Source organism: Burkholderia sp. BCC0506 (assembly GCF_902833145.1).
In the GTDB taxonomy this organism is placed as follows: Bacteria; Pseudomonadota; Gammaproteobacteria; order Burkholderiales; family Burkholderiaceae; genus Burkholderia.
This window is the reverse complement of the sequence record NZ_CADFEN010000011.1, coordinates 230,276-255,150: the sequence shown is the minus strand read 5'-3', so window position 1 is coordinate 255,150 and position 24,875 is coordinate 230,276. Positions and strand designations below refer to the sequence as shown.

The following is a 24,875-nucleotide window of genomic DNA, read 5'->3' as shown; positions in this document are numbered from 1 at the left end:
TGACCGGATCGAGGCTACCCGCGCCGCCCGCGCGCGGCAAAAGATGATTTTTCAACGGGTGTTGAGTCAACTACAATACCCCGCATGTCGCACCTTCCTCCCCTCAGCGCGCTGCGTGCCTTCGAGGCGGCCGTCCGCCTCGGCGGGTTCGCGCGCGCGGCGGCCGAGCTGAACGTGTCGACCAGCGCGGTCAGCCACCAGATCCGGTCGCTCGAAGAATCGCTCGGCGCGCGGCTGCTCGAACGCAGCACGGGGCTCGGCGGCATCAGCCTCACGCCGGCCGGGGCGCGCCTGCTGCCGGCCGTCGGCGACGCGCTGGCGCGTCTCACCGATGCGTGCGCCGAGATTCGCGGCACCGCACAACGGCTCACCGTGTCCGCCAACGCGCCGTTTTCGTCGATGTGGCTCGCGCGCCGTCTGGCGGAATTCTCGTCGCTTCATCCCGACACCCCGCTGCATGCGGTCGTGCTCGACCACGAGCCGGATTTCGCGCGCAGCGGCGTCGACCTCGCGATCGTGCACGTGCCCGCGCACCGGCTGCGCGCGGACGACGACGTGCTGATGCGGGAAACCGTGTTTCCGGTCTGCAGCCCCGAGCTGTTTCCGTACGCATCGGGGTACGTCTGCCGGTCGCGCCTGCTGCAGGAGATGCACGAGGACAGCCCCGAGATCGACTGGCGCAACTGGGCCGTGCATTTCGGCTTGCCGGACGACTTCGAGACGAAGATCGTCCGTTACAGCAGCTTCAGCCAGGTGATCGGCGCGGCCGTCGGCGGCGCGGGCATCGCGCTCGGCCGCATGCCGCTGATCGAGCCCGAACTGCGCAGCGGCCGCCTGGTGCCGCTGGTGCCGGGCCTCTCGCGCGACGCGTCATGGCGCTTCGTGCTGCGCCGCCATCCGTCGACGCGGCATCGGCTGCTCGATCCGTTGATCGCATTCCTGCGCAGCGAAGCGGACGCGCCGCCGTTCGTCGCGAAGAAGGTTGCGCCCGCATCCAACGACAGTCACGCACGAGGCGCGGGCGGCGCCTGACGGCCGCCATGCAGCGCAGGCCGCACGGGTGGCCTGCCCGCCGCTTTACGGTGTCGCGAAGAACAGCGCGACGACGCACGCCATCCCGCCGAACCACACGAGCGAACGCAGCGACGCCCAGTTCAGCAGGTACATCAGCATATAGACGATGCGGATCGCGACGAACGCCATCGCGAGCTGGTCGACGCGATGCACGTTCGCGCCGTTGTGCCATGCCACCACCAGCGCGGCCGTGAACAGCGCGAGCGCTTCCCACGAATTCTGATGCGCGGCCTGCGCGCGGGCGCGCCAGCCTTCGAGCTTCGCCAGGTAATCGCGCGGCGTACGATTGTCGTAACCCTTGCGGGCCTTGGCGAGAAACGTCATCGCGAACGGCAACAGCGCCACGATGAACAGGCACAGCTGGGACGTCGTCATCAAAGTCTCCTCCGTTATGGTTACATTGAACAATGACAAGATCGCGGGGAGCTTAACATTGGCGGTCCTGTTCGCGCACCGATTTTGTAGACGGGAGACTCGGCCGCGCGGACCGCGGACGACGGCGCCCTGCCCGTGTCGGCACCAAAATTTCCACCAAATCGTCGACAAATACGTTAATTAAAACTGGTCGAACACCAATAAGATAGCGCTCGACACTGGCTCGGCGCGCGATCGCGCCAAGCCGCCGTTTCACTCCGCGCCCTGGTGCGCCGCACGACATCCGACCCGAGCCCTTGCCATGCCCCGTCCCATCGTCGCCCATATCCGCCCCGACGCCGTCCGCCGCAACCTCGATTTCATCCGCCGCACCGCCGCGCAATCGCGCGTGTGGGCCGTGATCAAGGCCAACGCATACGGTCACGGGATCGAACGGATCTACCCGGGCCTCGCGGCCGCCGACGGCATCGCGCTGCTCGATCTCGACGAAGCCGTGCGCGTGCGCGAACTCGGCTGGGACAAGCCCGTGCTGCTGCTCGAAGGGATCTTCGAGCCGGCCGACGTCGAACTCGCCGATCGCCACCGGCTGACGGTCGCCGTGCACTGCGACGAACAGCTCGACCTGCTGATCGCCGCGAAGCCGCGCCAGCCGATCGACATCCAGTTGAAGATGAATTCCGGCATGAACCGGCTCGGCTACCGGCCGGCCGCGTTCCGCGCCGCGTGGGAACGCGCGGCGGGCGCGCCGTCGATCGGCAAGATCACGCTGATGATGCATTTCGCGAACGCCGACGAAGGCGAGGTCGACTGGCAGCTCGAACAGTTCGACGCGACCACGGCCGGGATTCCGGGCGAGCGCTCGGTGTCGAATTCGGCGGCCGTGCTGTGGCATCCGCGCGCGCACCGCGACTGGGTACGGCCCGGCACGATCCTGTACGGCGCGTCGCCGACGGGCGCCACGCGGCATATCGCCGACACGCCGCTGATACCCGCGATGACGCTGACGAGCAGGATCATCGGCGTGCAGACGCTGACGCCGCAGGAAACCGTCGGCTACGGCCGCCGCTTCACGGCCGACCGGGCGATGCGCATCGGCGTCGTCGCGTGCGGCTACGCGGACGGCTATCCGCGCCACGCGCCGACCGGCACGCCGATCGCGGTGGACGGCGTGATGACGCGCGTCGTCGGCCGCGTGTCGATGGACATGCTGACCGTCGACCTGACGCCGTGCCCGAACGCGGGCATCGGCTCGAGCGTCGAGCTGTGGGGCGATCAGGTGAAGGTGGACGATGTCGCGGAGGCCAGCGGCACGATCGGCTACGAGCTGATGTGCGCGCTCGCGCGCCGCGTGCCGGTCGTGATCGTGCCGCCCGGCGCGTCGACCGTGCAGCCGGCGCTGCGGACGGGGAGCCACGGGCGCTGATCGGCGGCGCTGCGTCGCGGCGGCGGTACGTGACCGCGTCGCCGCGCATGCCGTGCTGTCTATCTGCTTGCGGGCCGCCTCGGGCGGCCCGTTCGCTTTGCAGCGCCCCCACGCGCGCCGACGACGACGCGGTCCGTCGTTGCGCGTCGCACAACGACGCGCGCGCTGCCCGCCGCCGTCAACGCATCACGAACGCCACGTCGGCTTGCGCTTCTCGAGGAACGCGTCGATCCCTTCGCCCGCGTCCTCTTCCATCATGTTGCGCGCCATCACGTCGCCCGCGTATGCATACGCTTCGTCGAGCGGCAACTCGCGCTGACGATAGAACATCTGCTTGCCATACCGCACCGCGGCCGGGCTCTTCGCGACGATCTCGGCCACCTTGCGCGCGACGGCCGCATCGAGCGCGTCCTCCGGCACCGCTTCGTTGACGAGCCCCCACGCGGCGGCCGTCGCCGCATCGACGAAGCGCCCGGTCATCAGCATGTCGAATGCGCGCTTGGCCGCGACGTTGCGGCTCAGCGCGACGGCCGGCGTCGAGCAGAACAGCCCGACGTTGATCCCCGACACCGCGAAGCGCGCGGTATCGGCCGCGATCGCGAGGTCGCTCGCGGCGACGAGCTGGCAGCCGGCCGCCGTCGCGATGCCGTGCACGCGCGCGATCACCGGCACCGGCAACGCGCGCATCGCGAGCATCACGCGGCTGCACTGCGCGAACAGCGTGCGGTAGTAGTCGAGTTCGGGCTTGCCGCGCATCTGCCGCAAGTCGTGGCCGGCGCAGAACGCCTTGCCTTCGGCGGCCAGCACGACGCAGCGCACGTGCGGATCGGCCGCCAGCGTATCGAATGCATCGTGCAGCGCCGACAGCATCGCCTCGGACAACGCGTTGAACTGCTGCGGGCGATTCAGGCGCAGCGTGACGACGCCGTCGTGCGCGTCGCGCAACAGGATCGGCTCGGCTGTCTCGTGAATGGGTTCCATGGTGTTCCGCTCGACGGGGTTCGGCAGGATTCGATGCGGCGCGGCCGGACGGAAATCGTGCCCGGCCGTTCGCGGCATCGTCACGAAATGGTCCTCCACATTGCGCACGGCGTCCAGCGGCGTCGACGCACGAGTGCACCGCGGGCCATTGCGCAACGGCCATGCCCGTCGCGCGTCAACGGCGCCGTTGCGCGGCTTCCGCGCGGCTATCCGGCGATCAGGTCGGGTGCGATGCCCCGCAAAGGCAGGATCGCCGCGATGTGCCGCTCGCGCCGGCGCCGGCAGGCAACGCAGCGGCCACCCGCCCCGAACCGCAGCGTCGAATGCGGGCCCTCGCTCGAGCCCGCTCCGGCGAGGAGCGCGTCAGCCCGCGAGCTTCTTCAGCGCATCGAGCACCGCATCCCCCTTGAACGGCTTCACGATCCAGCCCTTCACGCCGGCGGCCTTGCCGCGCTCCTTCATCGCCGGGCTGCTTTCGGTCGTCAGCATCACGACGTTGACCGTCGTGTTCGCCAGCTCGCCGCGAATCTTCTCGACCATCGTCAGGCCGTCCATGTTCGGCATGTTCACGTCGCTGATCACGAGGCGCACGCCGGGCGTCGCCTTGAGCTTCGCGAGCCCGTCCTTGCCGTCGACGGCCGTCGCGACGTCGAGCCCGTGATTGCGCAGGAAGCCGGCCACTTCGTCGCGCACCGTGCCCGAATCGTCGACCACCAGAATCTTTGCCATGTCGTGTTCCCCTTGCGTTGTTGCTGAATTCAAAACAGTTCGAGTTCGCCCGCCTCGACCATCGGCCCGACATCCTGCCCCGATTCGCGGAAATCCTCCGGCGACCAGCTCAGGCTGAACACGAAACGCTGGTCGAGACAGACCGAGCGCCCCGACGCCGGATCGGTCATCCGGTACTTGAAACAGAGCTGCGGACAGTCGCCGCCGAACGAAATGAACTTCTGCTTGTGATTGACGACGAGCGGCACCTGCACCGGATGGCGTGCCAGCGCCTCGGCGTCGCCGAGATAGCGGTTCTTGAACGCGCCCCACACGAGGTTGGTCAGCTCGCCGAGCACGCTGTTCACGTCGCGGAAATCCGGCGCGCGGCCGCCGTCGCGCGTGCCGCCGAGCATGTCGAGCAGCGGCTGCTCGCTCGTCTGCAGCAGCATGTAGCCGCGGCACCACGCGCTTTCGAGCGCGATCAGGCTGAACACCTCGCCGAAGATGATCTGGTCGCGAACGATGCACGGCGTATCGTGCTCGATCGTCATGCCCGGGAACAGGCCGTCGATGCGCGCCTCGGTGATCTCCGAGATGCCGCGCACCAGCGCGTTCGGGTAGTCGCGGCCGAACAGGTATTCGTCGATCGCGCGCTCGAGCGGCGTCATGTCGTCGGCGACGTAGGCCGCGCACGCGACCCGCGCGAGCGCATCGGGCAGCCCGTCGCGCGACGCGAGCGATTCGCGGCGCAGGATGATCGGCAGCTCCGGGCGCAACGCGTCGATCTGCGTCGCGATGATCGCGCTCTCGGCCGGCGAGCCGCCGTAATCCTCGGCGAGCAGGATCGCGCCGAGATCGATGTTCGAGCGCAGCACCTTCAGCAGCCGGCCGCGCCGCACGGTCAGGCCGACCAGGTTGTGCGCGTCGCAGAAACGCTTGATCGCATCGGCATGCACGCGGCTGTCGTCGAGCACGAGCACCTTGCTGACGGGTTGGTCTTCGGTCATCTGATGGATTCCTGATGGTCGGTCAGAACAGTTCGAGCTCGCCGCCGGCTTCCACCGTGGCCGTTTCCGGCACGTGGAAATCGACCGGCGCGTTCGCGCACACGCACAGCGTCGCGCCGACCCGCACGTCGCCGTCGAGCGTCAGGTCGTACGCGGCCACGTAATCGGGGGCGAGCGCGTGCATGTAGTCGATGCTCGCGCCGCTCAGCAGGTAAGGCGTCGACATCCCCAGATCGGGAAACGGCACGGTCAGCGCCTGGTTGATCGCGCCGCAACACAGGTTCGCCACTTCCATGAACGCTTCGGTCAGCGGCCGCTGGCTGCCCGTGCCTGCCGTCGCGCCGGCGAAATGGCGGCGTGTCGCGTCGTCGTCGCTGAAGCGCAGCGCGAGCAGCAGGCGGAAATGCAGCGCGGAGATCGTCAGCGCCACGACATGCTCGGGCACCTTCGGCTTCCATCGCGACTGCGCGTGCGCCCGCTCGGGCGCATCGGGTTCGTGACCGGCGGCCGGCCGGATGTCGCACGCGCCGCCGGCGGCGAGCCGCGTGCGCGCCGCATCGAAGAATATCCGTTCGAAACCGGCCCTCGCCTGCGCACTGATCACGCGGCCTCTCCTTCGATCCGCGCGTGCAGTTGCCCGGCCAGCGTCTCGACGGTCGCGAGCGCGGCCGTGATCATCTTGCCGCCGGCCTGGATGTCCTGGAACGTCGCGGCCGTCACGAGATCGTTGCGGTTCAGGCTGTCGCGATAGCTGTTCGACAGTTGCTGCGAGCGCGCGGCCAGCCCGCGCACCTCGCTCGCGACGATCGAGAAGCCGCGCCCGGCCGCGCCCGCGCGCGCGGCCTCGATCGACGCGTTCAGCGACACGATCGACACGTGCGCGACGATCGCCGACAGTTCCTGGTTCTTCGTCCGCATGTCCTGGTTCTGCGTGGTCAGCGAGATCATCTGCTCGTGCCAGCGCTCGAACGTGCCGGCGAGCCCGCGCAGGCGCGCGGCTTCGTCGGCGATCTTCATCGCGTGCTGCGCGAGCGCCGCACGGTCTGCCGACAGCGCCTGCAACGCATCGCGCTGCGCGCCGTTCGCGGAAGCTTCGCGTGTCAGCGTCTCCTCGAGCTGCGCCTCGCGTTGCGCCCATGCGTCGGCCGCTTCCGCATGCGCCGACGCCGCCTCTTGCGCCCGCCCCTCGGCCGCGCGGAGCGCATCGCGCAACGCCCGCGCGTCGCGCGCCATCGACGCGACGAGCCGCATGCGCATCATACGAAACACGAGCGCCGCCGCCACCGCGACGATCGCGCCGCCCGCCAGCGCGGCGGCCATCTGCATCATCCAAGCCTGCACGATCACGCCGTCACTCCGCCGCGCCGATATCCGCGACGCGCGCCCGCTGCGCGGGCCCCGCGCCATGCGCGGCACCATCCGCCGCGAAGCGTGCCGGCAGCGACACGATCGTCTCGAACGTGCGATACGGCGCCCCGACGCGATCGTCGGTGAAACGCAGCGCGATATCGCCGCCGTCGCGCTTCAGGAAATTGCGCACCGCGTCCATGCCGACGCCGCGCCCCGATACTTCGGTCACCGTCTGCGCGGTCGAGAAGCCGGGCCGGAAGATCAGCTCGGCGACCTCCTCGTCGGACAGCGCCGCTTCGCCGTCGGCATCGATCCAGCCGCGCTCGCGCGCGATGCCGCGAATCCGGTCGAGCGCGAGGCCGCGGCCGTCGTCGCCGAGCACGAACCACAGCTCGCCGCCGCCGACGCCGACCGCGATGTCGATCGTGCCGGACGCGGCCTTGCCGGACGCGCGCCGCTCGTCGGACGATTCGATCCCGTGGTCGATCGCATTGCGCAGCAGGTGCATGAACACGTTCTTCAGCGTCGCGACGATCTCGCTGCGCACGCGCTGGCCGTGGCTGTCGATATGCACGACGGGCGCCGGCTTGCCGAGCTCGGCCGCGAGCGACGGCAGCGACTCGATCACGCCGCCGAGCACGTCGCCGATGCCTTGCGTGCCGAGCTGGCTCAGCATGCGCCGCACGGCATCGCGCGCCGCGTGCCAGTCGGACGCGTTCGCCGGATCGGCGCCGTCGAGCACGCGCAGGCTCTCGCTGATGTGCGCACGCTCGACCATCAGGAAATCGGCGCCATCCGGCGCCGGCTCGCCGCTGCGGCCGAGCGTCACCGCGTTGATCGTCGCGTAGTGGTCGACGGCTTCGCGTACGCGCGCCAGATCCTCCATCAGCGCGTCGCGGTTCCACTCGGGGCCGCTGTCCGCGCAGCGCAGCGATTCGTACGCCTGCTCCGCTTCGTGGACGATGTTCGTCAGATGCTGGAGGCTGTACGTGCGCGCATTGCCCTTGATCGTGTGCATGTTGCGGAACAGCGCCGCGACGATCGAGTGATCGGCGCGCTCGTGCTGGCGGATCATCCGCTCGTTCTCGCTGAGGAAACCCTTCGCGCTGTGCACGAAATCGTGGAACTTGTCCTGGCTGATCGACAGGATCTCGCCGATCATCTCGAGGCGCCGCTGCTGTTCGCCGGCCTGCGCGGTCAGCTCGCGGATCTCGGTCACGTCGCGCACGCACAGCATCAGGCGCACGACCGTATCGGTCTCGTCGGTGATCGCCGACCAGCTCAGGTCGAGCCATTTCTCGCGACCGTCCGGCATCCGCTTCGCGACTTCGTTGACGAGCAGGTGTTCGTTGAATTCGAAGTTCATGCTGTCCTCGCCGAGGCACGCGTGCACGGCCGCATCGACCTGCGAGCGCGCATCGGCGCCGATCGCCGAATCGTCGAACACGAGCGCCATCAGGTCGCGGCCGGCGATGTCGTTCGTCTCGAAGATGGTTTCGAGGTACGCCGAGTACTCCGCATGCACGACGCCGCCCTCGACGACGGTCAGGATGCCCTGCTGCATGTTCTGCAGCATCGCCTGGATGTCGGCCGTCTTCTGCTTCAGTTGCGCGGCGTTCTCCTGGATCTTCTCGATCATCCCGTTGAACGCGACGATCGAATGGCCGATTTCGTCCATCCGGCCCACCGGCACGCGTCGCGTGAAATCCTGGCTCGTCGCGATCTCGCTCATCGCCGTCTGCATCCCGATCAGCGGGCGCGTGATCTGGCGATACAGCACGAGGCCGAGCGCGGTCAGCAGCACGATCACCGTGCCGGCGACGCCCGCGATCGCGGTCGCCGTGGTCGCGAGCATCCCGTTCAGCGCGCCGATCGCGTCGTCCTTCTGGCGGTTCTTCTCGACGCGCAGCGTGTCGACGATGCTTTCGAGTTCGTCGCGATACTGCGCGACATTCGCGAACAGGTAGGCCTGCGCCATCTCGGTCTTGCCGTCCGCCTTCATCTTCACGGTGTCGTCGATGGCCGCGAAATAGTTCGCGGCGCTCTCCTTCGCCTGCGAGACGAGCCCGACCTGCGCCTGGCCGACCGCCGACTTCGCCTGCGCGTCGAGTGCGGCGCGCAGTGCGGCCTGCTTCGCCTTCAGTTCGTCGCGCGCCTGTGCGGCGGTGTTCGCGTCGGGTGCGTAGACGAGCGTCATCGTCGCGATCTGGATGTTCTTCACATCGGCGACGAGATCGGCCGACGCCAGCGCGCTCGGCACGATTCCCTGGGTGACCTGACGCACCTCGGACGCGCTCTTGCGCGTCTGGTACACGGCATAGATGCCGATCGCGGACAGCGCGAAGAACGTCAGGACGACTAGCAGCGTAATGCGATGACGGATGGTCATGAGTACAGCTCCCCGCAGCGATCCGGGTTCGATCGCCCTTTGGTCTATTGAAAGAATGTGAGCGCCGAATTATCGGGGATGCTGTATGACGGTCCGATGACCGAAAATCAATCGGTCATTGAGGAAAATGAAATGAATAATTGCGAGGGGAAAATCCTAAAGTTTTTTGCGGATTTGCCGTTAACTTCCGGCCGCCATGCCCAGTAAGGCAGCGGTACTCGCCGAATCGCCGGAATAGCGGATATTCATTGTTTTATTCATGTCCGCAAAATCCGTTTTATTGAATGCCGGTAAAACGTTTGCGCATTATCGACGAGGGGATTTGTTTTGGCATCTTTTCATGATCGATGCGGTGTTTGCCCGGCCGCTTCGTGAATACCGACCCTGCACGACCTGCCGTTCAGCCCGCGCTCGGTTCGGCAAGCCAGTCTTCGAATTGCAACCCCGGCACACGCTCGAATTCGCGGACGTCGTGCGTGACGAGCACCAGCTGCCGGGCACGCGCCTGCCCTGCGATCAATGCGTCGCAAGGGCCGATCGGCGTGCCGGCCGCGATCAGGTGCGCCCGGATTTCGCCCGCATGCCGGGCATCCTCGGTGTCGAACGATACGACCTCGAATTGCAGCGCCTCGACCCGCGCGACGTTCGCGGCCGCTCGCTGGCTCTTGTACGCGCCGTAACAAAGCTCATGCGCGACGATCGCAGGGATCCCGAAATCGGCCGGCTGCCAGGCATGCAACCGGGCCAGCATCGCCGGCTCGCCTTTGAGAATGGCGATCACCGCGTTGGTATCCAGCAGGAACTTCATTCGAACACGTCCAGACCCGAGCGCTCCTGAGCGGCCGGCTGCGTGGTCGCGGCAGCCTCGAAATCGGCGTCGACCGGGCCGATCAGCGGTGCCAGCCAGGCCCAGTCTTGCGGCATCGGCTCGAGAATGACGGCCGCCCCGTGGCGACGGATGCGGACCTCGGCCGTATCGAAGCGGAAATCTTTCGGCAACCGGACAGCCTGCGAGCCGCCATGCTTGAAGAGCTTTGCAGTATCCATCTTTCCGCCCTCACGTATCTACAGAATGTATCTATTTTATTAACTGCACATGAGAATGACGAGTCGTCCGATCGGCCTGTAGTCGGCATCTATCCGGACGGTCCATCCACGCATGGGCGCGCGACATCGCGAGCGTTCCCGTACCGGACCGTGCCCGATTCGTTCCCGTCACGAAACAATCAATCCCGCCCCGGCGATTCCCCTGCCGATCCGCCCGCTCTAGACTGTCGCATCGCTCCCCTTTCGGACCCCTGCAATGACCGACGTCCTGCCGCTGACCACCGACTCCGGATCCGGCCTCCAGTACCGGTTGCGCCCGGCCACCGGCCGCCCCGCCGCCCGCCTGTTGCTGCTGCATGGCGTCGGCGGCAACGAGACCAACCTGCTGAACGTGGCCGACGCGATCGATCCACGTATCGAAATCGCGTTCCTGCGCGGGCCGCTCACGTTCGGGCCGAATCAGCATGCGTGGTTTCCGGTGCGTTTCGGCCCGAACGGCCCTGAAATCGATGCGGCGCGGGCGGACAAGAGCCGCGTGCAACTGATCACGCTGCTGCATGCGCTGCGCAAGCAGGATGGCGCGGCCTCCGCGTTGCCGACCGTGATCGCCGGCTTCAGCCAGGGCGGCATCATGAGCGCGAGCGTCGGCCTGACGTCGCCGGGCGACATCTCCGCATTCGCGGTGCTGTGCGGCCGCATCCTGCCGGAAATCGATCCGCTGATCGCGCCGCGCGATGCATTGAGCACGCTGCACGCGCTCGTGATGCACGGCCGCTTCGACGACAAGTTGCCCGTCGCGTGGGCCGACACGGCCGACGCGAAGCTGACGGCGCTCGGCGTCGCACATGACACGCGGCTGTATGCGGCCGGTCACGAGCTGACCGCGGAGATGGCCGGCGATTTCGGCCGATGGGTCGGCGAGCGCGCCGGATTGAACCGAATTTGAACTGAATTCGAACCGAACGCACCGGGGGCGCCAGCCCGCGAACGGACCGGCGCCCCCGGCGCATGACGTTACGCGCTCGTCACGCGTTCCGCGCAGGATCCGCCACGGCGTGCACGGATGCGGGCATCGCCGCCGCCCGCTCGCGCTCGGCGCCGCGTTTCGCGAGCTTCCAGCCGATCACCAGCGCGAGCACGACGACCGGAATCGTCGCGATGGTCCAGGTGCCGCCCGGATAGTCGAACGCCATCAGCACCAGCACGCCGACGAGGAACGCGAGCGTGAGCCACGACGTGAACGGCGCGCCGGGCATCCGGAACGACACGGCCTTCATCTCGCCGCGATTGACCGCGCGGCGGAACAGGATCTGGCACATCACGATGAAGCCCCACGTCGTGATGATCCCGAGCGACGCCATGTTCAGCACGATCTCGAACGCCTGCGCCGGCACGATGTAGTTCAGCGGCACGCCGATCGCGTTGATCGCGACCGTGATCAGGATTCCGCCGTACGGCACGCCGCGCGCGTTCATCCGCGACACGAAGCGCGGCGCCGAGCCGCCCATCGCGAGCGAGCGCAGCACGCGCCCCGTCGAATAAAGGCCGGAGTTCAGGCTCGACAGCGCGGCCGTCAGCACCACGACGTTCATCACGGTGCCGACGTAAGGCACGCCGAGCTTGCTGAAGAACGTGACGAACGGGCTTTCGTGCGCGCTGTACGCGGTCCACGGCAGCAGCAGCGTCAGCAGCACGACCGAGCCGACATAGAACAGCGCGATGCGCCACATCACGCTGTTGATCGCCTTCGGCAGCACCTTGCGCGCGTCGGCCGTCTCGCCCGCCGCGACGCCGACGAGCTCGATGCTCGCATACGCGAACACGACGCCCTGCACGATCAGCACGGCCGGCAGGATCCCGTGCGGGAAGATCCCGCCGTGATCCGCGACGAGATGCAGCCCCGTCATCTGCCCCGCGACCGGATGGCCGCTCGCGAGAAACACGGCGCCCACCGCGAGAAACACCGCGAGCGTGCCGACCTTGACGAGCGAGAACCAGAACTCCATCTCGCCGAACACCTTCACGCCGATCATGTTCATCACCGACACGATTCCGAGCGCGCCGAGCGCGAACACCCATTGCGGCACGTCGGTGAACACGGCCCAGTACTTCATGTAGATCGCGACCGCGGTGATGTCGACGATGCCGGTCGTCGCCCAGTTCAGGTAGTACATCCAGCCCGCGACGAACGATGCGCGCTCGCCCATGAACTCCCGCGCGTACGACACGAAGCTGCCGCTGGTCGGCCGGTGCATCACGAGTTCGCCGAGCGCGCGCATGATCAGGAACGCGAACACGCCGCACACCAGATACACGAGCGCGAGCGCCGGCCCCGCGCTTTGCAGGCGGCCGCCCGCGCCGAGAAAGAGGCCGGTGCCGATCGCCCCGCCCATCGCGATCATCTGCACGTGCCGCGGCTTCAACTGCTTCGCATAGCCGGCTTCGTGCGACGCGAACATCGCATCGGGGTCGGCATGAACGGCGTCCGCGCCGCCGGCCTGGCCGGCCGGGCGCTCGCTGGGGTGTTTCATCGTGAGTCTCCGTCGTTTGTTGATGTGTCGCGCCCCGCGCAGGGGCGCTTTCGGTACGGCCGCGAGCGCGGCCGGTGTCAGAACGCGCGCGGGCGGATCAGCGCTTCGGGTTGCAGCGCTTCGTCGAGTTGTGCGGCGGTCATCAGTTCGCGCGCCAGCACGACCTCGCGGATCGACTTGCCGGTCGCATGCGCTTCGGCGGCCACGGCGGTCGCGCGCTTGTAGCCGATGTACGGGTTCAGCGCGGTCGCGAGCGCAACCGAGCGCTCCATCGTTTCGCGCAGCCGCTCGGGATTCGCGGTGATGCCGCTCACGCACCGCTGCGCGAGCGTCGTGCAGGCGGCCGTCAGGTGGCTGAAGCTGCGGAACAGCGCGCTCGCGATCACCGGTTCGAACGCATTGAGCTGAAGCTGGCCGGCCTCGGCCGCGAAGGTGATGGTCACGTCGTTGCCGAACACCTCGAACGCGACCTGGTTGACGACTTCCGGGATCACCGGGTTCACCTTGCCGGGCATGATCGACGAGCCGGCCTGCACGGGCGGCAGGTTGATCTCGCCGAAGCCCGCGCGCGGGCCGCTCGACAGCAGCCGCAGGTCGTTGCAGATCTTCGACAGCTTGACGGCGATGCGCTTGAGCACACCCGACACCTGCACGAACGCGCCGCAATCCTGCGTCGCCTCGATCAGGTTCGGCGCGGTGCTCAGGTCGAGCCCGGTGATGCGGCGCAGCGCGGCCAGCGCCTTCTCCGCGTACTGCGGATGCGCGGTGATGCCCGTGCCGATCGCGGTCGCGCCGAGGTTGATCTCGCGAATCAGCCAGCCGGCCTCCTGCAGCCGCGCGATGTCTTCGGTGAGCATCACCGCGTAGGTCGAGAATTCCTGGCCGAGCGTCATCGGCACCGCGTCCTGCAACTGCGTGCGGCCGAGCTTGAGCAAGCCGGCGAACGCGTCGGCGCGCTCGGCGAACGCATCGCGCAGCCGCGCCATCGCTTCGAGCAGGTGCTCGACCGCGAAGCACGTCGCGATCCGGATCGCGGTCGGATACACGTCGTTGGTGCTCTGCGCGAGATTGACGTGCTCGTTCGGATGCAGGTATTCGTACTGCCCGCGCGCGTGCCCCATGATTTCGAGCGCGCGGTTGCAGATCACCTCGTTCGCGTTCATGTTGGTCGACGTGCCGGCGCCGCCCTGGATGACGTCGACGACGAACTGGTCGTGCAGCCGCCCTTCGCGGATCTCGACGCACGCGGCGGCGATCGCATCGCGGTACGGCCGCGGCAGCAGCCCGAGTTCGCAATTGGCATCGGCCGCCGCTTCCTTCACCGACGCGAGCGCCATCACGAGGTACGGCAGCGACGCAATGGTGCGGCCCGAAATGTCGAAGTTCTCTTTCGCGCGCAGCGTGTGGACGCCGTAATAGGCGGTGTCCGGAATGCTTCGTTTGCCTAAAAGATCCGCTTCGACGCGGAAGCCGTTCTCTGCCATCGTGCCCTCCTGATTGTCTCGTGCCGCTCGTGGTCCGTCGCTTCCCGACGCGACGGGTTCGCATTCTATGCCTTTGCAAAAACAAGCTCCCTTCTGTATTATCGAAAGCGGTTTTGCGTGGGACGCAACAGCGAGAATCGAATGAAAAAAGGCGCGAGAGAAACCGGCATCGATCATCTGGGCGCGATGCGCGCGTTCGTGCGCGTGGTCGAAACGGGGAGTTTTTCGGCGGTCGCGAAGGAGATGCACGTGTCGACGTCGACCGTCGCGCGCAAGGTGACGGCGATCGAGGAGGCGCTCGGCGTCGCGCTGCTGCACCGCTCGACGCACAGCGTGACGCTCACCGAAGCCGGTCATATCTACCTGGAACGCGCGGTCACGCTGATCGCCGATCTCGACGACACGCTGCGCGTCGTCGCCGAGCTGAATGCGCAGCCGAGCGGCCCGCTGAAGCTCACCGCGCCGGTCGCGTTCGGCCGCCGTCATCTCGCGCCGCTGATCGCGCCGTTCCTGGCACGCTATCCGACGATCCAGCTCGACGTGCGGCTCACCGACAACCACAACGACCTCGTGGCCGGCGGCTTCGACCTCGACATCCACGAAGGCGAGAATTACCTGGACAACCTGGTCGTCCACCGGCTGTCGCGCAACGACAGCATCCTGTGCGCGACGCCCGGCTACCTCGAGCGCTGCGGTCGCCCGGCAACGCCGGACGACCTGAAGCACCACAACTGCCTGCGCTACGTGCACCCGGAAGGCGATCCGCGCTGGGATCTCGTGAGGGGCGACACGCGGCACAGCGTGCTGCCGGCCGGCAATCTCGTCACCGACCATTCGGAGCTGCTGCTGGAGGCGACCTGCGCGGGGCTCGGCATCGCGGAATTCGAGATCTGGCTGGTGCGCGACCTGCTCGCGAGCGGCCAGCTCGAGGCCGTGCTGCCGCGCTACCGGCTGCACAACCGGCTGACCGGCGAATACATCTACATCGCGTACCTGGCGAACCGGCGCAGCTCGGCGAAGCTGCGGGTGCTGAAGGATTTTCTCGCGGAACACCTCGCGCAGATCGGCGAGCTGTCGGAGCGCGAACTCGCGAAGATTCGCGACGCACGCGCGTAGCCCGCGCCGACGCGCGGCCCGGATCGCGGGCCGGATCGCGGGCCGGCGGCCGCGGCGCGGCGACGGCGTTCAGGCCGCCTGCAATTCGAACGGAAAGGTCGCGTGCCCGAACTCGACGCCCTGCGTGTTGAGCATCCGCGGCCGGTGGAAGCCGGCCAGTTGCGCGCGCTGCCCGGCCGTGCCGATCTGCAGCCGCTCGAGGATTTCGCTGACGACCATATACAGCACGTCGAGATTGCCGTCCTCGATCTTCACCGAGATGCCGAGCGCCCCGTCCGCGCCGAGCTGCCGCGTGCGTTCCGACGCGCGCACGCCGATTCCGTAGCACGCATCGGCGCCGAGCTTGCCGACCACCTGCCCGCCGAACGCGTTCATCAGCACCGTGCAATAGCGCCCTTCGCCCGCCACCAGTTCCGGATGGGCGGTCATCGCACGATGGATGCGCGCCAGTGCGCGCACGCGATCGGTGAGCGCACCGCCGGCTTCCACCGCGTCCGCGCCGTCGGCCAGCGACGCGTACAGGCGCGCCAGCCGGTCCAGCGAGAACGCCGGCGTCGGCAGGTTGCAGCCGTCGATGCCCCACTCGACTTCGTCGTCGCGCAGGCCGCACGCATCGGCCACCACCTGCTTCACGCGCACCTGCATCGGATGGTCGGGCAGATGGTAATCGGCGATCGCGGTGCCGATCGCCTGCGCGCCGGCCAGCATCCCGACATGCTTGCCCGAACAGTTGCTGCACACGCCGGTCGGCGTGTAGTCGCGCTTGATCCACGACCGGTACACCGCATCGGACAACGGCGGGTGGCCGCCGCAGCGCAGATCGGATTCGTGCGCGGCAACCTTCGCGAGCATCGTGCGCGTGCGTTCGATGTGGCGATCCTCGCTGCTGTGCGACGCGCACATGAGCGCGATGTCCGCGTCGTCGAAGCCGAAGCGTTCCGGCGCGCCCGTCTCGATCACCGACAGCGCCTGGGCCGGCTTCGCCGCCGATCGCGCGAGCGTCATCCGGAACGGATCGCCGAACCGGGCCAGCAACCGGCCGCGTGCATCGACGACCGCCACATGGGCGACGTGCGTGTTCTCGATCGCATGACCGCGGTACGTGACGACCGCTGCGCGTGGGGTGTCCATCCTCTTCCGTCTCCTTGCTCGCGGGCCTGATGCCGGGGCCCGTCCAACCGGTACGGCAGTGTAGCGAGTCGCCGCCGTCGCGCGTCGGCGCCGTCGTGGAAAGCGGTGTTGCGCACGACGCAAAGGCAATCGCGCCGGCGAGAGCCCGATGGCGCGCTACGCGTCCAGCGCGAGCAACGCGAACGTCGCGAGCCAGTGCTCGCCCATGTAGTCGCCCGCCACGTGCGCAAGCGCGCTCGCGAGATGCCGGTCGGCCGCGTCGAGCAGCTTCGCGCGCCGCGCATCGCCTTGCGGCAGCGCGCCGGCCAGCGAGCGCTGGCACCATGCACGGCTCAGGTTCAGCCCGTCGAGGTGCGCGATCTTGCCGTCGCTGCGGTCGCTGACCGTCGCCGGCTCGAACAGCGTCGCCGGCTCGCCGCGCGCGAGATCGGGCAGGAAGCGCGCGAACCAGCCGTCGAATTCGGCGGCCGGCAGCACGCGCCGCATCAGCTCGGCCTCCATCAGCGCCGGCGACAGGAATTCGTCGCCCGACGGCTCCCACGCCTGGCACGCGACATCGTTCAGGTGCCAGCGCTTCGCGGTATCGACGATCAGCGCCGCGAGCCCGTCGCGCTGCGTATCGCGCGCGAAATCGAGCGCGAGCGCCAGCGCGAACGCGGTGTTGAAGTGCGTGCCGACGCGCAGCGGATAGGTCGCCTTCGGCAGGAACGTCTCGAAGCGCGACACGAACAGGTCGGCCAGCGGCGCCATCGTCTTCGCCCAGCGCGCGGCCTGCGGCAGCACACCCTTCAGCGCGAGGCGCTCGAGCTGCGCGGCGAGCGCGAGCAACCACGCCCAGCCGTACGGCCGCTCGAAGCCGCTGTTGTGCGGCAGCGCGAGATACGCGCGCTCGCCGGCGACGTTCGCGTCGGTGAAATGCGCGTCGACGACCGCGACGATGCGTTCGGCCTCCGGCAATGCCGGGTAGCGTTCGAGCACGCGCAGCACGAGCCAGTAGCCGTGCACGCACGAGTGCCAGTCGTAGCTGCCGTAGAAGATCGGGTGCAAGGCACGCGGCCCCTGCACGTCGTGCGGGCCTGCGAGCGCATGCGTGAGCTTGTTCGGATATTCGCGGGTCAGGTGCGCGAGCGCGAGCGACGCGAATTTCGACGCGAGTTCGGGGGTGAGTCGGTCGGTCATGGGGATCTCGTCCATCGAATCAGAAGCGGAATACGAACGCGTACATCAGCAGCGTGTTCACGGCCAGCAGCAGCACGGCCGTCGGCCATTGCGTCTTGATCACGCCGTTCTTGTCCTTCAGTTCGAGCAGCGCCGCGGGCACGATGTTGAAGTTCGCGGCCATCGGCGTCATCAGCGTACCGCAGAAGCCGCTCAGCATCCCGATCGCGCCCATGATCGCCGGGTTGCCGTGGAACTGGTGGACGATCAGCGGCAGGCCGATGCCGGCCGTCATCACCGGAAACGCGGCGAAGCCGTTGCCCATGATCATCGTGAACAGCGCCATGCCGACCGTATAGGCCGCGACCACCGCGAACGGCGAATCGATCGGCACCCACGCCTTCACGAGCCCCGACACCACGCCGCCGACGCCCGCCACCGCGAACAGCGCGCCGAGCGCGGCGAGCATCTGCGGCAGGATCGCGGCCCAGCCGACCGCGTCCATCGTGTGACGCGCCTCCTTCAGCGCATGCACGGGCGAATCGCGCAGCATCGCGAGCGCGACGACGAACGCGACGAGCGTGCCGAGCACGAGCGAGATCAGCGTCACGTTCTTCGGCTCGACGAACGGCACGTGCTTCAGCGCGAACGTGCCGATCAGCGTGACGAGCGGAATCAGCAGCGCGGGCAGGAACAGCCGGTTGCCGAAGCGCTGCGCGAGCGTCTCGCGCCGCACGGCCGCCGCTTCGCCGGCCTCGTCGGACCGGCCGCGCCCGAGCTTGCCCGAGCCGGCGATCACCGCGAGCGCGATCGCGAGGCAGCCCGTCACGAAGTGCGGCAGCCGCGCGCCGAACAGGAACGTGACCGCGTAGACGGCCCAGAACGCGAAATTGACGACGCGCCGCGGGTTCGTGCGGTCCGTCAGGTTGAAGTACGCGAACGCGGCGAACATCAGCCCCGCGAGCGTATACAGCGATTCGAGGCCGATCATCGCGCGCCCTCCTGCTTCACCAGGCCGAAGCCGCGTGCGAGCCGGCGATCGAGCAGCGCGAGGCGCGTGCAGTGGATCAGCAGCGCGGCGACGGCGGTCGGGATCGCCCACACCGACAGGTGCAGCGGCTCGATGGCGATGCCGTTCTGTTCGAGAAAGCCCTTGATCAGCAGGATCGACTGGATCGCGATGAAGATGTCCTCGCCGAAGAACACGGCGACGTTGTCGGCGCCCGACGCATGCGCGCGGATCTGCTGGCGCACCGACTCGGGCAACTCGCCGTGCCGGCCGACCGCGGCGGCCTCGGCCATCGGCGCGATCAGCGGCCGCACCATCTGCGCGTGGCCGCCGAGCGACGTGAGGCCGAGCGCGGCCGTCGCCTGGCGCAGCACGAAGTACAGCATCAGCACGCGGCCCGTGGTGGCCGCCCGCACGCGCGAGATCATCCGCTTCGCCTGCTCCTTGAGCCCGTTGCGCTCGAGCAGCGCGATCACCGGCAGCGTGAGCCAGATCAGCCCCATGTAGCGGTTCTCGGCGAACGCCTTGCCGAACGCGCTGACGATGTCGACGAGATTCAGCCCGCCCGCCAGCCCCGTCGCGAGCCCCGCGATCGTGACCACCAGCAGCGCATTGAAGCGCAGCGCGAAGCCGATCACGACGATCGGCACCCCAATCAGCACCAGCATTTCCCCTCCTCGTGTCTGGACGCGCGGCACGTCGGCCGCGCGCGGCCGGCCCGGTTTGCATCGGGCTCGGACGGCGAAATCTAACACGAGACTTTATCGATAAAAAGTCGATAATTTGCCGGTTCGGGTAAACGTTGAACCCGACGAGCACCGTGCACGCACCGTGTGCCGGTCACGTTTCATCGGACGAATCGGGCCGGCCGGCGCGCATGGCGCCGCCCCGGCACGCCGACTAAACTGAAAGGCATCGGCAACGTACGGGAGAGCCGCCATGATTGACGTATTCCAGACCATCGGCAGCCGCGCGTTCTCCGCTCATCTGGCGAAGGACGGGATGGTGACGCTGATGGAGCAACGCCACGAAGTCGACCGCGTGACGCTCGCGACCGCCTATGCCGCGCTCGTCGAGGAAGCCGAGCAGGAAAGCGACCTGCGCGACGCGACGGTCGAAGGGATGATGCGCGCGCTGATCCAGGGCTACGCGCGCAGCCATTGACGACGGGGCCGCACGTCCCGCGTGCCGCCGGCGCGCGGCCGGGCGCCGCGCCGCGGCCGGCATGCCGGCGCCGTGCCGTGCCCGGCAGCCGGCCCGTCGCGCCCGGTCGCGATCGGGGCGGCCGGCCCGCGGCCGACGCATGACGGATCGCGCACGGTCAGCCGGTTTTCCGCTTTTCTTTTCGTCGAGACCGGCACGGTAACATGCGTGCTTCGGCGGCCTGTGCACGTGGCCAGCCGGAAACGCCGCATCGCCATAGAGGAAACACACTGAAACGGCATCATGCGCACATTTTTCGATTGCCGCCGCCCGCGCCGCATGACAGCATTCGGGCGTCGCCAACCGAAAAGAATGCCGCGCCGTCCGGCCGCCGATGCCGCCCGGCAGCGCCGAACCGGCTGCGCCCTCCATGAACCCGGCCAACCTCCAACACTACGAACCGACCGGAGAATCCCGCTCGTGAACATCGGCATCGTCAACGACCTCCCGCTTGCCGTCGAGGCGATGCGCCGCGCGATCGCGCGACGGCCCGAGCACCGCGTGCTGTGGGTCGCGACCGACGGCGCGCAGGCCGTCGAACTATGCGCCGCGCAACCGCCCGACATCGTGCTGATGGATCTGATCATGCCGAAATTCGACGGGATCGAAGCCACCCGGCGGATCATGCGCTCCGAACGACCGTGCGCGATCCTGATCGTGACGAGCTGCATCGGCGCGAACGCGTGGCGCGTGTTCGAGGCGATGGGCGCCGGCGCGCTCGACGCGGTCGACACGCCGCGGCTCGGCGACGGCGCGGCCGGCGACACGACCAGGCTGCTGCTCGCGAAGATCGACCAGATCGGCCGCCTGCTCGACGCGCCGGGCGGCACGCGGGTCGCCGGCGCGGGCACCCGCAACGGCGGCGGCCCGCTGATCGCGATCGGTGCATCGGCAGGCGGCCCGGGCGCGCTCGCGTCGATCCTCGGCAGCCTGCCGGCCGATTTCAATGCGCCGATCGTGATCGTCCAGCACGTCGATCGCGCGTTTGCCGAAGGCATGGCGCAATGGCTCGACGGCCAGACCCGGCTCACGGTGCGCGTCGCGCGCGAAGGCGACCGCCCGCAGCCGGGCGTCGCGCTGCTCGCCGCGACCGACGATCACCTGCGCATCACGCGCGCCGGCACGCTCGAATACACGCGGGAACCGGCCGCCACGCCGTATCGTCCGTCGGTCGACGTGTTCTTCAACAGCCTGACCGAGCACTGGCCGGGCCGCGTGATCGGCGTGCTGCTCACGGGGATGGGCCGCGACGGCGCGATCGGCCTGAAGGCGCTGCGGATGAAGGGCTACCATACGATCGCGCAGGACGAGGCGACCAGCGCGGTGTACGGCATGCCGAAGGCAGCCGCGACGCTCGGCGCGGCGCGGGCGATCCTGCCGCTCGGGCGCATCGCGGGCGAGCTGGCGGCGCTTGCCCGGATCTGAGCCCGACGATGCCCCGCGCGACACCCATGCCTGCCCCTGCCACGACCGCAACGACCCGCCTCGACCATGACGATTGACCTGACTCGCCCGCCGGGCGGCCCGACCGCGTCGCCCGCCGACGCGCCGGCGATGGTGCTGCTGGTCGACGACCAGACGATCGTCGCGGAAGCCATCCGGCGCGCGCTCGTCGACGAGGAAGGCATCGACTTCCACTACTGCCCGCGCTCGGACGACGCGATGGCCACCGCGATCGAGACGCGCCCGACCGTGATCCTGCAGGATCTCGTGATGCCGGGCACCGACGGGCTGACCCTCGTGCGGGCGTACCGCGCGAATCCGGCGACGCGCGACGTGCCGATCATCGTGCTGTCGACCCAGGAAGAACCGGTGGTCAAGAGCGCGGCGTTCGCATCGGGCGCGAACGACTACCTCGTCAAGCTGCCCGATCGCATCGAGCTCGTCGCGCGGATCCGCTACCACTCGCGCTCGTACCTGAACCTGCTGCAGCGCGACGAAGCCTATCGCGCGCTGCGGCAGTCGCAGCAGCAACTGCTCGAGGCCAATCTCGAGCTCCGGCGCCTCACGCACTCCGACGGCCTGACCGGGCTGTCGAACCGCCGCTATCTCGACGAATACCTGGCCGCCGAGTGGCGGCGCGGCGCGCGCGAGCGCAGCGAACTGTCGCTGCTGATGATCGACGTCGACAACTTCAAGCTGTACAACGACACGTACGGGCACGTATCCGGCGACAGCGTGCTCAAGCAGATCGCGTCGACGATCGAGCGCTGCCTCGGGCAGTCCGGCGATCTCGCCGCGCGCTTCGGCGGCGAGGAATTCGCGGTCGTGATGCCGGCCACGTCGCCCGGCGCCGCGCGGCTGCTCGGCGAGAAGATCCGGCTCGCGGTCGAGGCGCTGCGGCTGCGGCACGCGCATTCGTCGACCGGCAACACCGTGACGATCAGCATCGGCGGCGCGAGCATCGTGCCCGCGGCCGGCCTGCCGACGACCCTCCTCATCGAGGCCGCCGACCGCGCGCTCTATCGCGCGAAACACGAAGGCAAGAACCGGGTCGAGATCGATGCGCCGCCGACGCCGCCAACACCGGTGGGCACCGGCGGATTCGACGCGCGCTAGCGGGACACCGGCCGCGCGCCTTCATGCGGCGCCGAGCCGGCGCGCGTAGTCGTTCGCCTCCAGCGGGCGGCCGAACAGGTAGCCCTGCTGCATGTCGCAGCCGATCTGCTGCAGGAACCACGACTGCGCCTGCGTCTCGACGCCTTCGGCGGTGACCTTCATCCCGAGCGAATGCGCCATCGCGACGACCGCCTGCGTGATCGCGACCGAGTCGTGATGATCGGGCACGCCCGACACGAACGAGCGGTCGACCTTCAGGTTGTGCAGCGGAAAGCGCTTCAGGTACGCGAGCGACGAATAGCCGGTGCCGAAATCGTCGACCGAGATCCGCACGTTCATGTCCGTGAGCGCCTCGAGCATCGGCAGCACGGTGTCCGTGTCGTGCATCAGCACGCCTTCGGTGATCTCCAGTTCGAGCGCGGACGGGTCGAGCCGCGTTTGCGCGAGACAGCGGCCGACCGATTCGACGAGCCCGTCGTGAAACTGCCGCGGCGACAGGTTCACGGCCAGCATCAGGTCCGGTGCGATCGTGCGGCGCCACTCGGCCGCCTGCCGGCATGCGGTTTCGAGCACCCACTGGCCGATCGCGACGATCAGCCCCGTGTCCTCCGCGACCGGAATGAATTCCGCCGGCGACATCGGCCCGAGTTCGGGGCTCGTCCAGCGCAGCAGCGCCTCGGCGCCGACCGTGCGGCCGCTGCGCGCATCGACGACGGGCTGATACGCGAGCTGCAGCGTGTCCGACGCGAGCGCGCGCCGCAGCGACTGCTCGATCGCGAAGCGGCGCTGCAGCCGCAGGTTCAGCTGCGCGGTGAAGAACGTGAAGTGGTTGCGGCCGCGCTGCTTCGCGTCGTACATCGCCGAATCGGCGTTGCGCATCAGCGTCACGGCATCGTCGCCGTCGCGCGGCGCGACGCTGATGCCGATCGATACGCCGAGCCAGTATTCGTTGTTCGCGATCGCGAACGGCTTCGCGATCGCGTCGATGACCTCGCGAGCAAGCACCGCGAGACGATCGGGATCGTCGCAGTCGTCGACGAGGATCACGAACTCGTCGCCGCCGACGCGCGTCAGCGCGTAGCGGCCATCCGCACAGGCCGCGAGCCGCGCCGCGACGCTGCGCAGCAGCGTGTCGCCCGCATCGTGGCCGGCCGTGTCGTTGACCTTCTTGAAGCCGACCAGATCGATGAACAGGATCGCGACGCGCGCGGGCCCGGCCACCGCATCGCGCACGCCGAACAGCTCGCGCATGCGATCGCCGAGCCAGCGGCGGTTGTAGAGGCCCGTCAGCGCGTCGCGGGTCGCAAGATACCGCAACTGCTGCTGCGCTTCGCGCACGGGGCCGATGTCGTTGAACGACACGAGCACCGAGTCGGCCTGCGTCTCGCCCGGCCTCACGATCGGCACCGCGTTGCCGCGCACCCAGATGATGTCGCCGTCCGCGAGACCGAAGCCGACCGTATAGTCGAGCATCGGCGTGGCCGTCTCGAGCGCGCGCCGGCTCGGCCAGTCGCGCGGCTCGATCGGCGTGCCGTCCTCGCGCAGCTTGCGCAGGATCACCGTCGACAGCCGGCGGCCGACGAGTTCGCCCTTCACGCGCATCATCCGGTTCGCGCTCGGGTTGCTCGCGATCACGACGCCCTCGCGCGATATGACGAGGATGCCCTCGCTCAGGCTGTTGACGACGAGCCGGTGATGTTCCTCGCTGCGCGCGAGCTGCCGCGCGATCCGGTCCTGGTGCACCGCGAGGCCGACGCTGTTGCCGATATCGCGCAACAGCGCGGTTTCCTCGTCGCTCGGCCGGCACGGCCGGTGATGATAGACGGCGAACGCGCCGAGCACGGCGCCCGTATCGTCGAGGAACGGCACCGACCAGCACGCGCGCAAGCCCAGCGGCAACGCGATGGCGCGATAGTCGGCCCACAGCGGATCGGTTTCGATGTCCTCGACCGCGACCATCCGGCGCTCGTACATCGCGGTGCCGCACGAGCCGGCCGCGGGCCCGATCGCCGCGCCGTCGATCGCCGCGCTGTACCGCGCGGGCAACGACGGCGCCGCGCCGACGCGCACGTGCACGCCGTCCGGGTCGAGCAGCAGGATCGTGCAGGACGCGCCGTCGCCAAGCAAACTCTCGGCACGCCGGCAAACTTCGACCAGCAGGTCCGGCAGCGGCGTATTGCGCGTGATCAGCCTCAGCACGCTCTGCTCGGAGGCGAGCACTTCCGCGGCAAGCCCGCCGCTGTAGCGAGAACGTTGCGGTTCGGTATTCAAGCTGAATCCTGCCGTCTGTCCGACCGGGTCCGATGCGCCCGATTCGTTATCGATAT

At 68.5% G+C, this 24,875-nt stretch carries 23 protein-coding genes; 7 read left to right on the top strand and 16 right to left on the bottom strand.

From position 1 onward, the window contains the following. The first annotated feature begins 84 nt into the window (after positions 1-84). Entirely contained in the window at positions 85-1,032 is a 948-nt protein-coding gene (locus tag HWX62_RS24835) for a LysR family transcriptional regulator (RefSeq protein ID WP_175928232.1), read from the top strand. A 45-nt stretch (positions 1,033-1,077) separates the two neighbouring features. Here the strand turns inward: HWX62_RS24835 and HWX62_RS24830 are convergent, their stop codons facing one another. After that, the gene (locus tag HWX62_RS24830; RefSeq protein WP_175928231.1) at positions 1,078-1,449 is read right to left on the bottom strand and encodes an MAPEG family protein; all 372 of its coding nucleotides are present in this window, start codon (positions 1,447-1,449) and stop codon (positions 1,078-1,080) included. A gap of 301 nt (positions 1,450-1,750) precedes the next feature. On the opposite strand from HWX62_RS24830, the gene alr reads away from it, so the two are divergent. Further along, a complete protein-coding gene (gene alr, locus HWX62_RS24825) occupies positions 1,751-2,872 on the top strand; it encodes an alanine racemase (RefSeq protein WP_175928230.1) in 1,122 nt (373 codons plus the stop codon). A 186-nt stretch (positions 2,873-3,058) separates the two neighbouring features. Here the strand turns inward: alr and HWX62_RS24820 are convergent, their stop codons facing one another. The 8 genes from HWX62_RS24820 to vapB all read right to left on the bottom strand — a co-directional run bounded on the left by HWX62_RS24820 (position 3,059) and on the right by vapB (position 10,357). After that, complete coding sequence (locus HWX62_RS24820) at positions 3,059-3,853, bottom strand: enoyl-CoA hydratase (protein WP_175928229.1); 795 nt, start codon at positions 3,851-3,853, stop codon at positions 3,059-3,061. A 363-nt stretch (positions 3,854-4,216) separates the two neighbouring features. Continuing rightward, a complete protein-coding gene (locus HWX62_RS24815; RefSeq protein ID WP_175928228.1) occupies positions 4,217-4,582 on the bottom strand; it encodes a response regulator in 366 nt (121 codons plus the stop codon). A gap of 29 nt (positions 4,583-4,611) precedes the next feature. Next, the gene (locus tag HWX62_RS24810; protein WP_175928227.1) at positions 4,612-5,571 is read right to left on the bottom strand and encodes a chemotaxis protein CheX; all 960 of its coding nucleotides are present in this window, start codon (positions 5,569-5,571) and stop codon (positions 4,612-4,614) included. A gap of 22 nt (positions 5,572-5,593) precedes the next feature. Continuing rightward, the gene (locus HWX62_RS24805; RefSeq protein ID WP_175928226.1) at positions 5,594-6,175 is read right to left on the bottom strand and encodes a hypothetical protein; all 582 of its coding nucleotides are present in this window, start codon (positions 6,173-6,175) and stop codon (positions 5,594-5,596) included. Beyond that, complete coding sequence (locus HWX62_RS24800) at positions 6,172-6,900, bottom strand: methyl-accepting chemotaxis protein (protein WP_175928732.1); 729 nt, start codon at positions 6,898-6,900, stop codon at positions 6,172-6,174. The genes HWX62_RS24805 and HWX62_RS24800 overlap by 4 nt, the downstream gene beginning before the upstream one ends. A gap of 22 nt (positions 6,901-6,922) precedes the next feature. Beyond that, positions 6,923-9,310, bottom strand: coding sequence for an MCP four helix bundle domain-containing protein (locus tag HWX62_RS24795; RefSeq protein ID WP_175928225.1), 2,388 nt, complete (start codon positions 9,308-9,310; stop codon positions 6,923-6,925). A gap of 400 nt (positions 9,311-9,710) precedes the next feature. After that, positions 9,711-10,118, bottom strand: coding sequence for a type II toxin-antitoxin system VapC family toxin (locus HWX62_RS24790; protein WP_175928224.1), 408 nt, complete (start codon positions 10,116-10,118; stop codon positions 9,711-9,713). After that, positions 10,115-10,357 carry a type II toxin-antitoxin system VapB family antitoxin gene (vapB, locus tag HWX62_RS24785; RefSeq protein ID WP_175928223.1) on the bottom strand — a complete coding sequence of 81 codons (243 nt, stop codon included), beginning with the start codon at positions 10,355-10,357 and terminating at the stop codon, positions 10,115-10,117. Before vapB ends, HWX62_RS24790 begins: the two co-directional genes overlap by 4 nt. A gap of 256 nt (positions 10,358-10,613) precedes the next feature. Here vapB and HWX62_RS24780 point away from each other — a divergent pair, with 256 nt between their 5' ends. Further along, positions 10,614-11,303: a phospholipase gene (locus tag HWX62_RS24780; RefSeq protein WP_175928222.1), complete on the top strand. Its 690-nt coding sequence runs from the start codon at positions 10,614-10,616 to the stop codon at positions 11,301-11,303. Positions 11,304-11,382: 79 nt separating this feature from the next. On the opposite strand, the gene HWX62_RS24775 is transcribed toward HWX62_RS24780, so the two are convergent. Continuing rightward, positions 11,383-12,888: an amino acid permease gene (locus HWX62_RS24775; protein WP_175928221.1), complete on the bottom strand. Its 1,506-nt coding sequence runs from the start codon at positions 12,886-12,888 to the stop codon at positions 11,383-11,385. Between the two features lie 77 nt (positions 12,889-12,965). Next, positions 12,966-14,372 (bottom strand): aspartate ammonia-lyase, encoded by a 1,407-nt coding sequence (locus HWX62_RS24770; RefSeq protein ID WP_175928220.1) that lies wholly within the window; start codon positions 14,370-14,372, stop codon positions 12,966-12,968. Positions 14,373-14,513: 141 nt separating this feature from the next. On the opposite strand from HWX62_RS24770, the gene HWX62_RS24765 reads away from it, so the two are divergent. Next, positions 14,514-15,488, top strand: a complete 975-nt coding sequence (locus tag HWX62_RS24765; RefSeq protein ID WP_175928219.1) for a LysR family transcriptional regulator — start codon at positions 14,514-14,516, stop codon at positions 15,486-15,488. A gap of 69 nt (positions 15,489-15,557) precedes the next feature. Here the strand turns inward: HWX62_RS24765 and HWX62_RS24760 are convergent, their stop codons facing one another. From HWX62_RS24760 to HWX62_RS24745, 4 genes are all read right to left on the bottom strand, one after another. Then, complete coding sequence (locus HWX62_RS24760) at positions 15,558-16,619, bottom strand: asparaginase (RefSeq protein WP_175928218.1); 1,062 nt, start codon at positions 16,617-16,619, stop codon at positions 15,558-15,560. A gap of 156 nt (positions 16,620-16,775) precedes the next feature. Further along, positions 16,776-17,798, bottom strand: coding sequence for a DUF2891 domain-containing protein (locus HWX62_RS24755; RefSeq protein WP_175928217.1), 1,023 nt, complete (start codon positions 17,796-17,798; stop codon positions 16,776-16,778). Positions 17,799-17,817: 19 nt separating this feature from the next. Further along, complete coding sequence (locus HWX62_RS24750; protein ID WP_175928216.1) at positions 17,818-18,768, bottom strand: DUF979 domain-containing protein; 951 nt, start codon at positions 18,766-18,768, stop codon at positions 17,818-17,820. Next, complete coding sequence (locus HWX62_RS24745) at positions 18,765-19,454, bottom strand: DUF969 domain-containing protein (protein WP_175928215.1); 690 nt, start codon at positions 19,452-19,454, stop codon at positions 18,765-18,767. The genes HWX62_RS24750 and HWX62_RS24745 overlap by 4 nt, the downstream gene beginning before the upstream one ends. A 271-nt stretch (positions 19,455-19,725) precedes the next feature. Between HWX62_RS24745 and HWX62_RS24740 the strand changes: the two genes are divergently transcribed. The 3 genes from HWX62_RS24740 (at position 19,726) to HWX62_RS24730 (ending at position 22,548) form a co-directional block, all read left to right on the top strand. Next, positions 19,726-19,950 carry a hypothetical protein gene (locus tag HWX62_RS24740; protein WP_034185901.1) on the top strand — a complete coding sequence of 75 codons (225 nt, stop codon included), beginning with the start codon at positions 19,726-19,728 and terminating at the stop codon, positions 19,948-19,950. 459 nt (positions 19,951-20,409) lie between these two features. Continuing rightward, complete coding sequence (locus HWX62_RS24735) at positions 20,410-21,414, top strand: chemotaxis response regulator protein-glutamate methylesterase (RefSeq protein WP_175928214.1); 1,005 nt, start codon at positions 20,410-20,412, stop codon at positions 21,412-21,414. 66 nt (positions 21,415-21,480) lie between these two features. Continuing rightward, on the top strand, positions 21,481-22,548 hold the full coding sequence (locus HWX62_RS24730; protein WP_175928213.1) for a diguanylate cyclase: 1,068 nt from the start codon (positions 21,481-21,483) through the stop codon (positions 22,546-22,548). A 21-nt stretch (positions 22,549-22,569) separates the two neighbouring features. On the opposite strand, the gene HWX62_RS24725 is transcribed toward HWX62_RS24730, so the two are convergent. Further along, positions 22,570-24,819, bottom strand: coding sequence for an EAL domain-containing protein (locus HWX62_RS24725; RefSeq protein WP_175928212.1), 2,250 nt, complete (start codon positions 24,817-24,819; stop codon positions 22,570-22,572). Positions 24,820-24,875 lie beyond the last annotated feature (56 nt).

Bases quoted from the DNA above. Each gene is read 5' to 3' on its own strand.
- HWX62_RS24815 (WP_175928228.1), bottom strand. From the start codon at position 4,582: ATGGCAAAGATTCTGGTGGTCGACGATTCGGGCACGGTGCGCGACGAA.
- HWX62_RS24830 (WP_175928231.1), bottom strand. From the start codon at position 1,449: ATGACGACGTCCCAGCTGTGCCTGTTCATCGTGGCGCTGTTGCCGTTC.
- HWX62_RS24760 (WP_175928218.1), bottom strand. From the start codon at position 16,619: ATGGACACCCCACGCGCAGCGGTCGTCACGTACCGCGGTCATGCGATC.
- HWX62_RS24730 (WP_175928213.1), top strand. From the start codon at position 21,481: ATGACGATTGACCTGACTCGCCCGCCGGGCGGCCCGACCGCGTCGCCC.
- HWX62_RS24775 (WP_175928221.1), bottom strand. From the start codon at position 12,888: ATGAAACACCCCAGCGAGCGCCCGGCCGGCCAGGCCGGCGGCGCGGAC.
- HWX62_RS24765 (WP_175928219.1), top strand. From the start codon at position 14,514: ATGAAAAAAGGCGCGAGAGAAACCGGCATCGATCATCTGGGCGCGATG.
- HWX62_RS24810 (WP_175928227.1), bottom strand. From the start codon at position 5,571: ATGACCGAAGACCAACCCGTCAGCAAGGTGCTCGTGCTCGACGACAGC.
- HWX62_RS24835 (WP_175928232.1), top strand. From the start codon at position 85: ATGTCGCACCTTCCTCCCCTCAGCGCGCTGCGTGCCTTCGAGGCGGCC.
- HWX62_RS24800 (WP_175928732.1), bottom strand. From the start codon at position 6,900: ATGATGCAGATGGCCGCCGCGCTGGCGGGCGGCGCGATCGTCGCGGTG.
- HWX62_RS24745 (WP_175928215.1), bottom strand. From the start codon at position 19,454: ATGCTGGTGCTGATTGGGGTGCCGATCGTCGTGATCGGCTTCGCGCTG.
- HWX62_RS24750 (WP_175928216.1), bottom strand. From the start codon at position 18,768: ATGATCGGCCTCGAATCGCTGTATACGCTCGCGGGGCTGATGTTCGCC.
- HWX62_RS24770 (WP_175928220.1), bottom strand. From the start codon at position 14,372: ATGGCAGAGAACGGCTTCCGCGTCGAAGCGGATCTTTTAGGCAAACGA.
- HWX62_RS24795 (WP_175928225.1), bottom strand. From the start codon at position 9,310: ATGACCATCCGTCATCGCATTACGCTGCTAGTCGTCCTGACGTTCTTC.
- HWX62_RS24740 (WP_034185901.1), top strand. From the start codon at position 19,726: ATGATTGACGTATTCCAGACCATCGGCAGCCGCGCGTTCTCCGCTCAT.
- HWX62_RS24790 (WP_175928224.1), bottom strand. From the start codon at position 10,118: ATGAAGTTCCTGCTGGATACCAACGCGGTGATCGCCATTCTCAAAGGC.
- HWX62_RS24780 (WP_175928222.1), top strand. From the start codon at position 10,614: ATGACCGACGTCCTGCCGCTGACCACCGACTCCGGATCCGGCCTCCAG.
- HWX62_RS24820 (WP_175928229.1), bottom strand. From the start codon at position 3,853: ATGGAACCCATTCACGAGACAGCCGAGCCGATCCTGTTGCGCGACGCG.
- vapB (WP_175928223.1), bottom strand. From the start codon at position 10,357: ATGGATACTGCAAAGCTCTTCAAGCATGGCGGCTCGCAGGCTGTCCGG.
- alr (WP_175928230.1), top strand. From the start codon at position 1,751: ATGCCCCGTCCCATCGTCGCCCATATCCGCCCCGACGCCGTCCGCCGC.
- HWX62_RS24755 (WP_175928217.1), bottom strand. From the start codon at position 17,798: ATGACCGACCGACTCACCCCCGAACTCGCGTCGAAATTCGCGTCGCTC.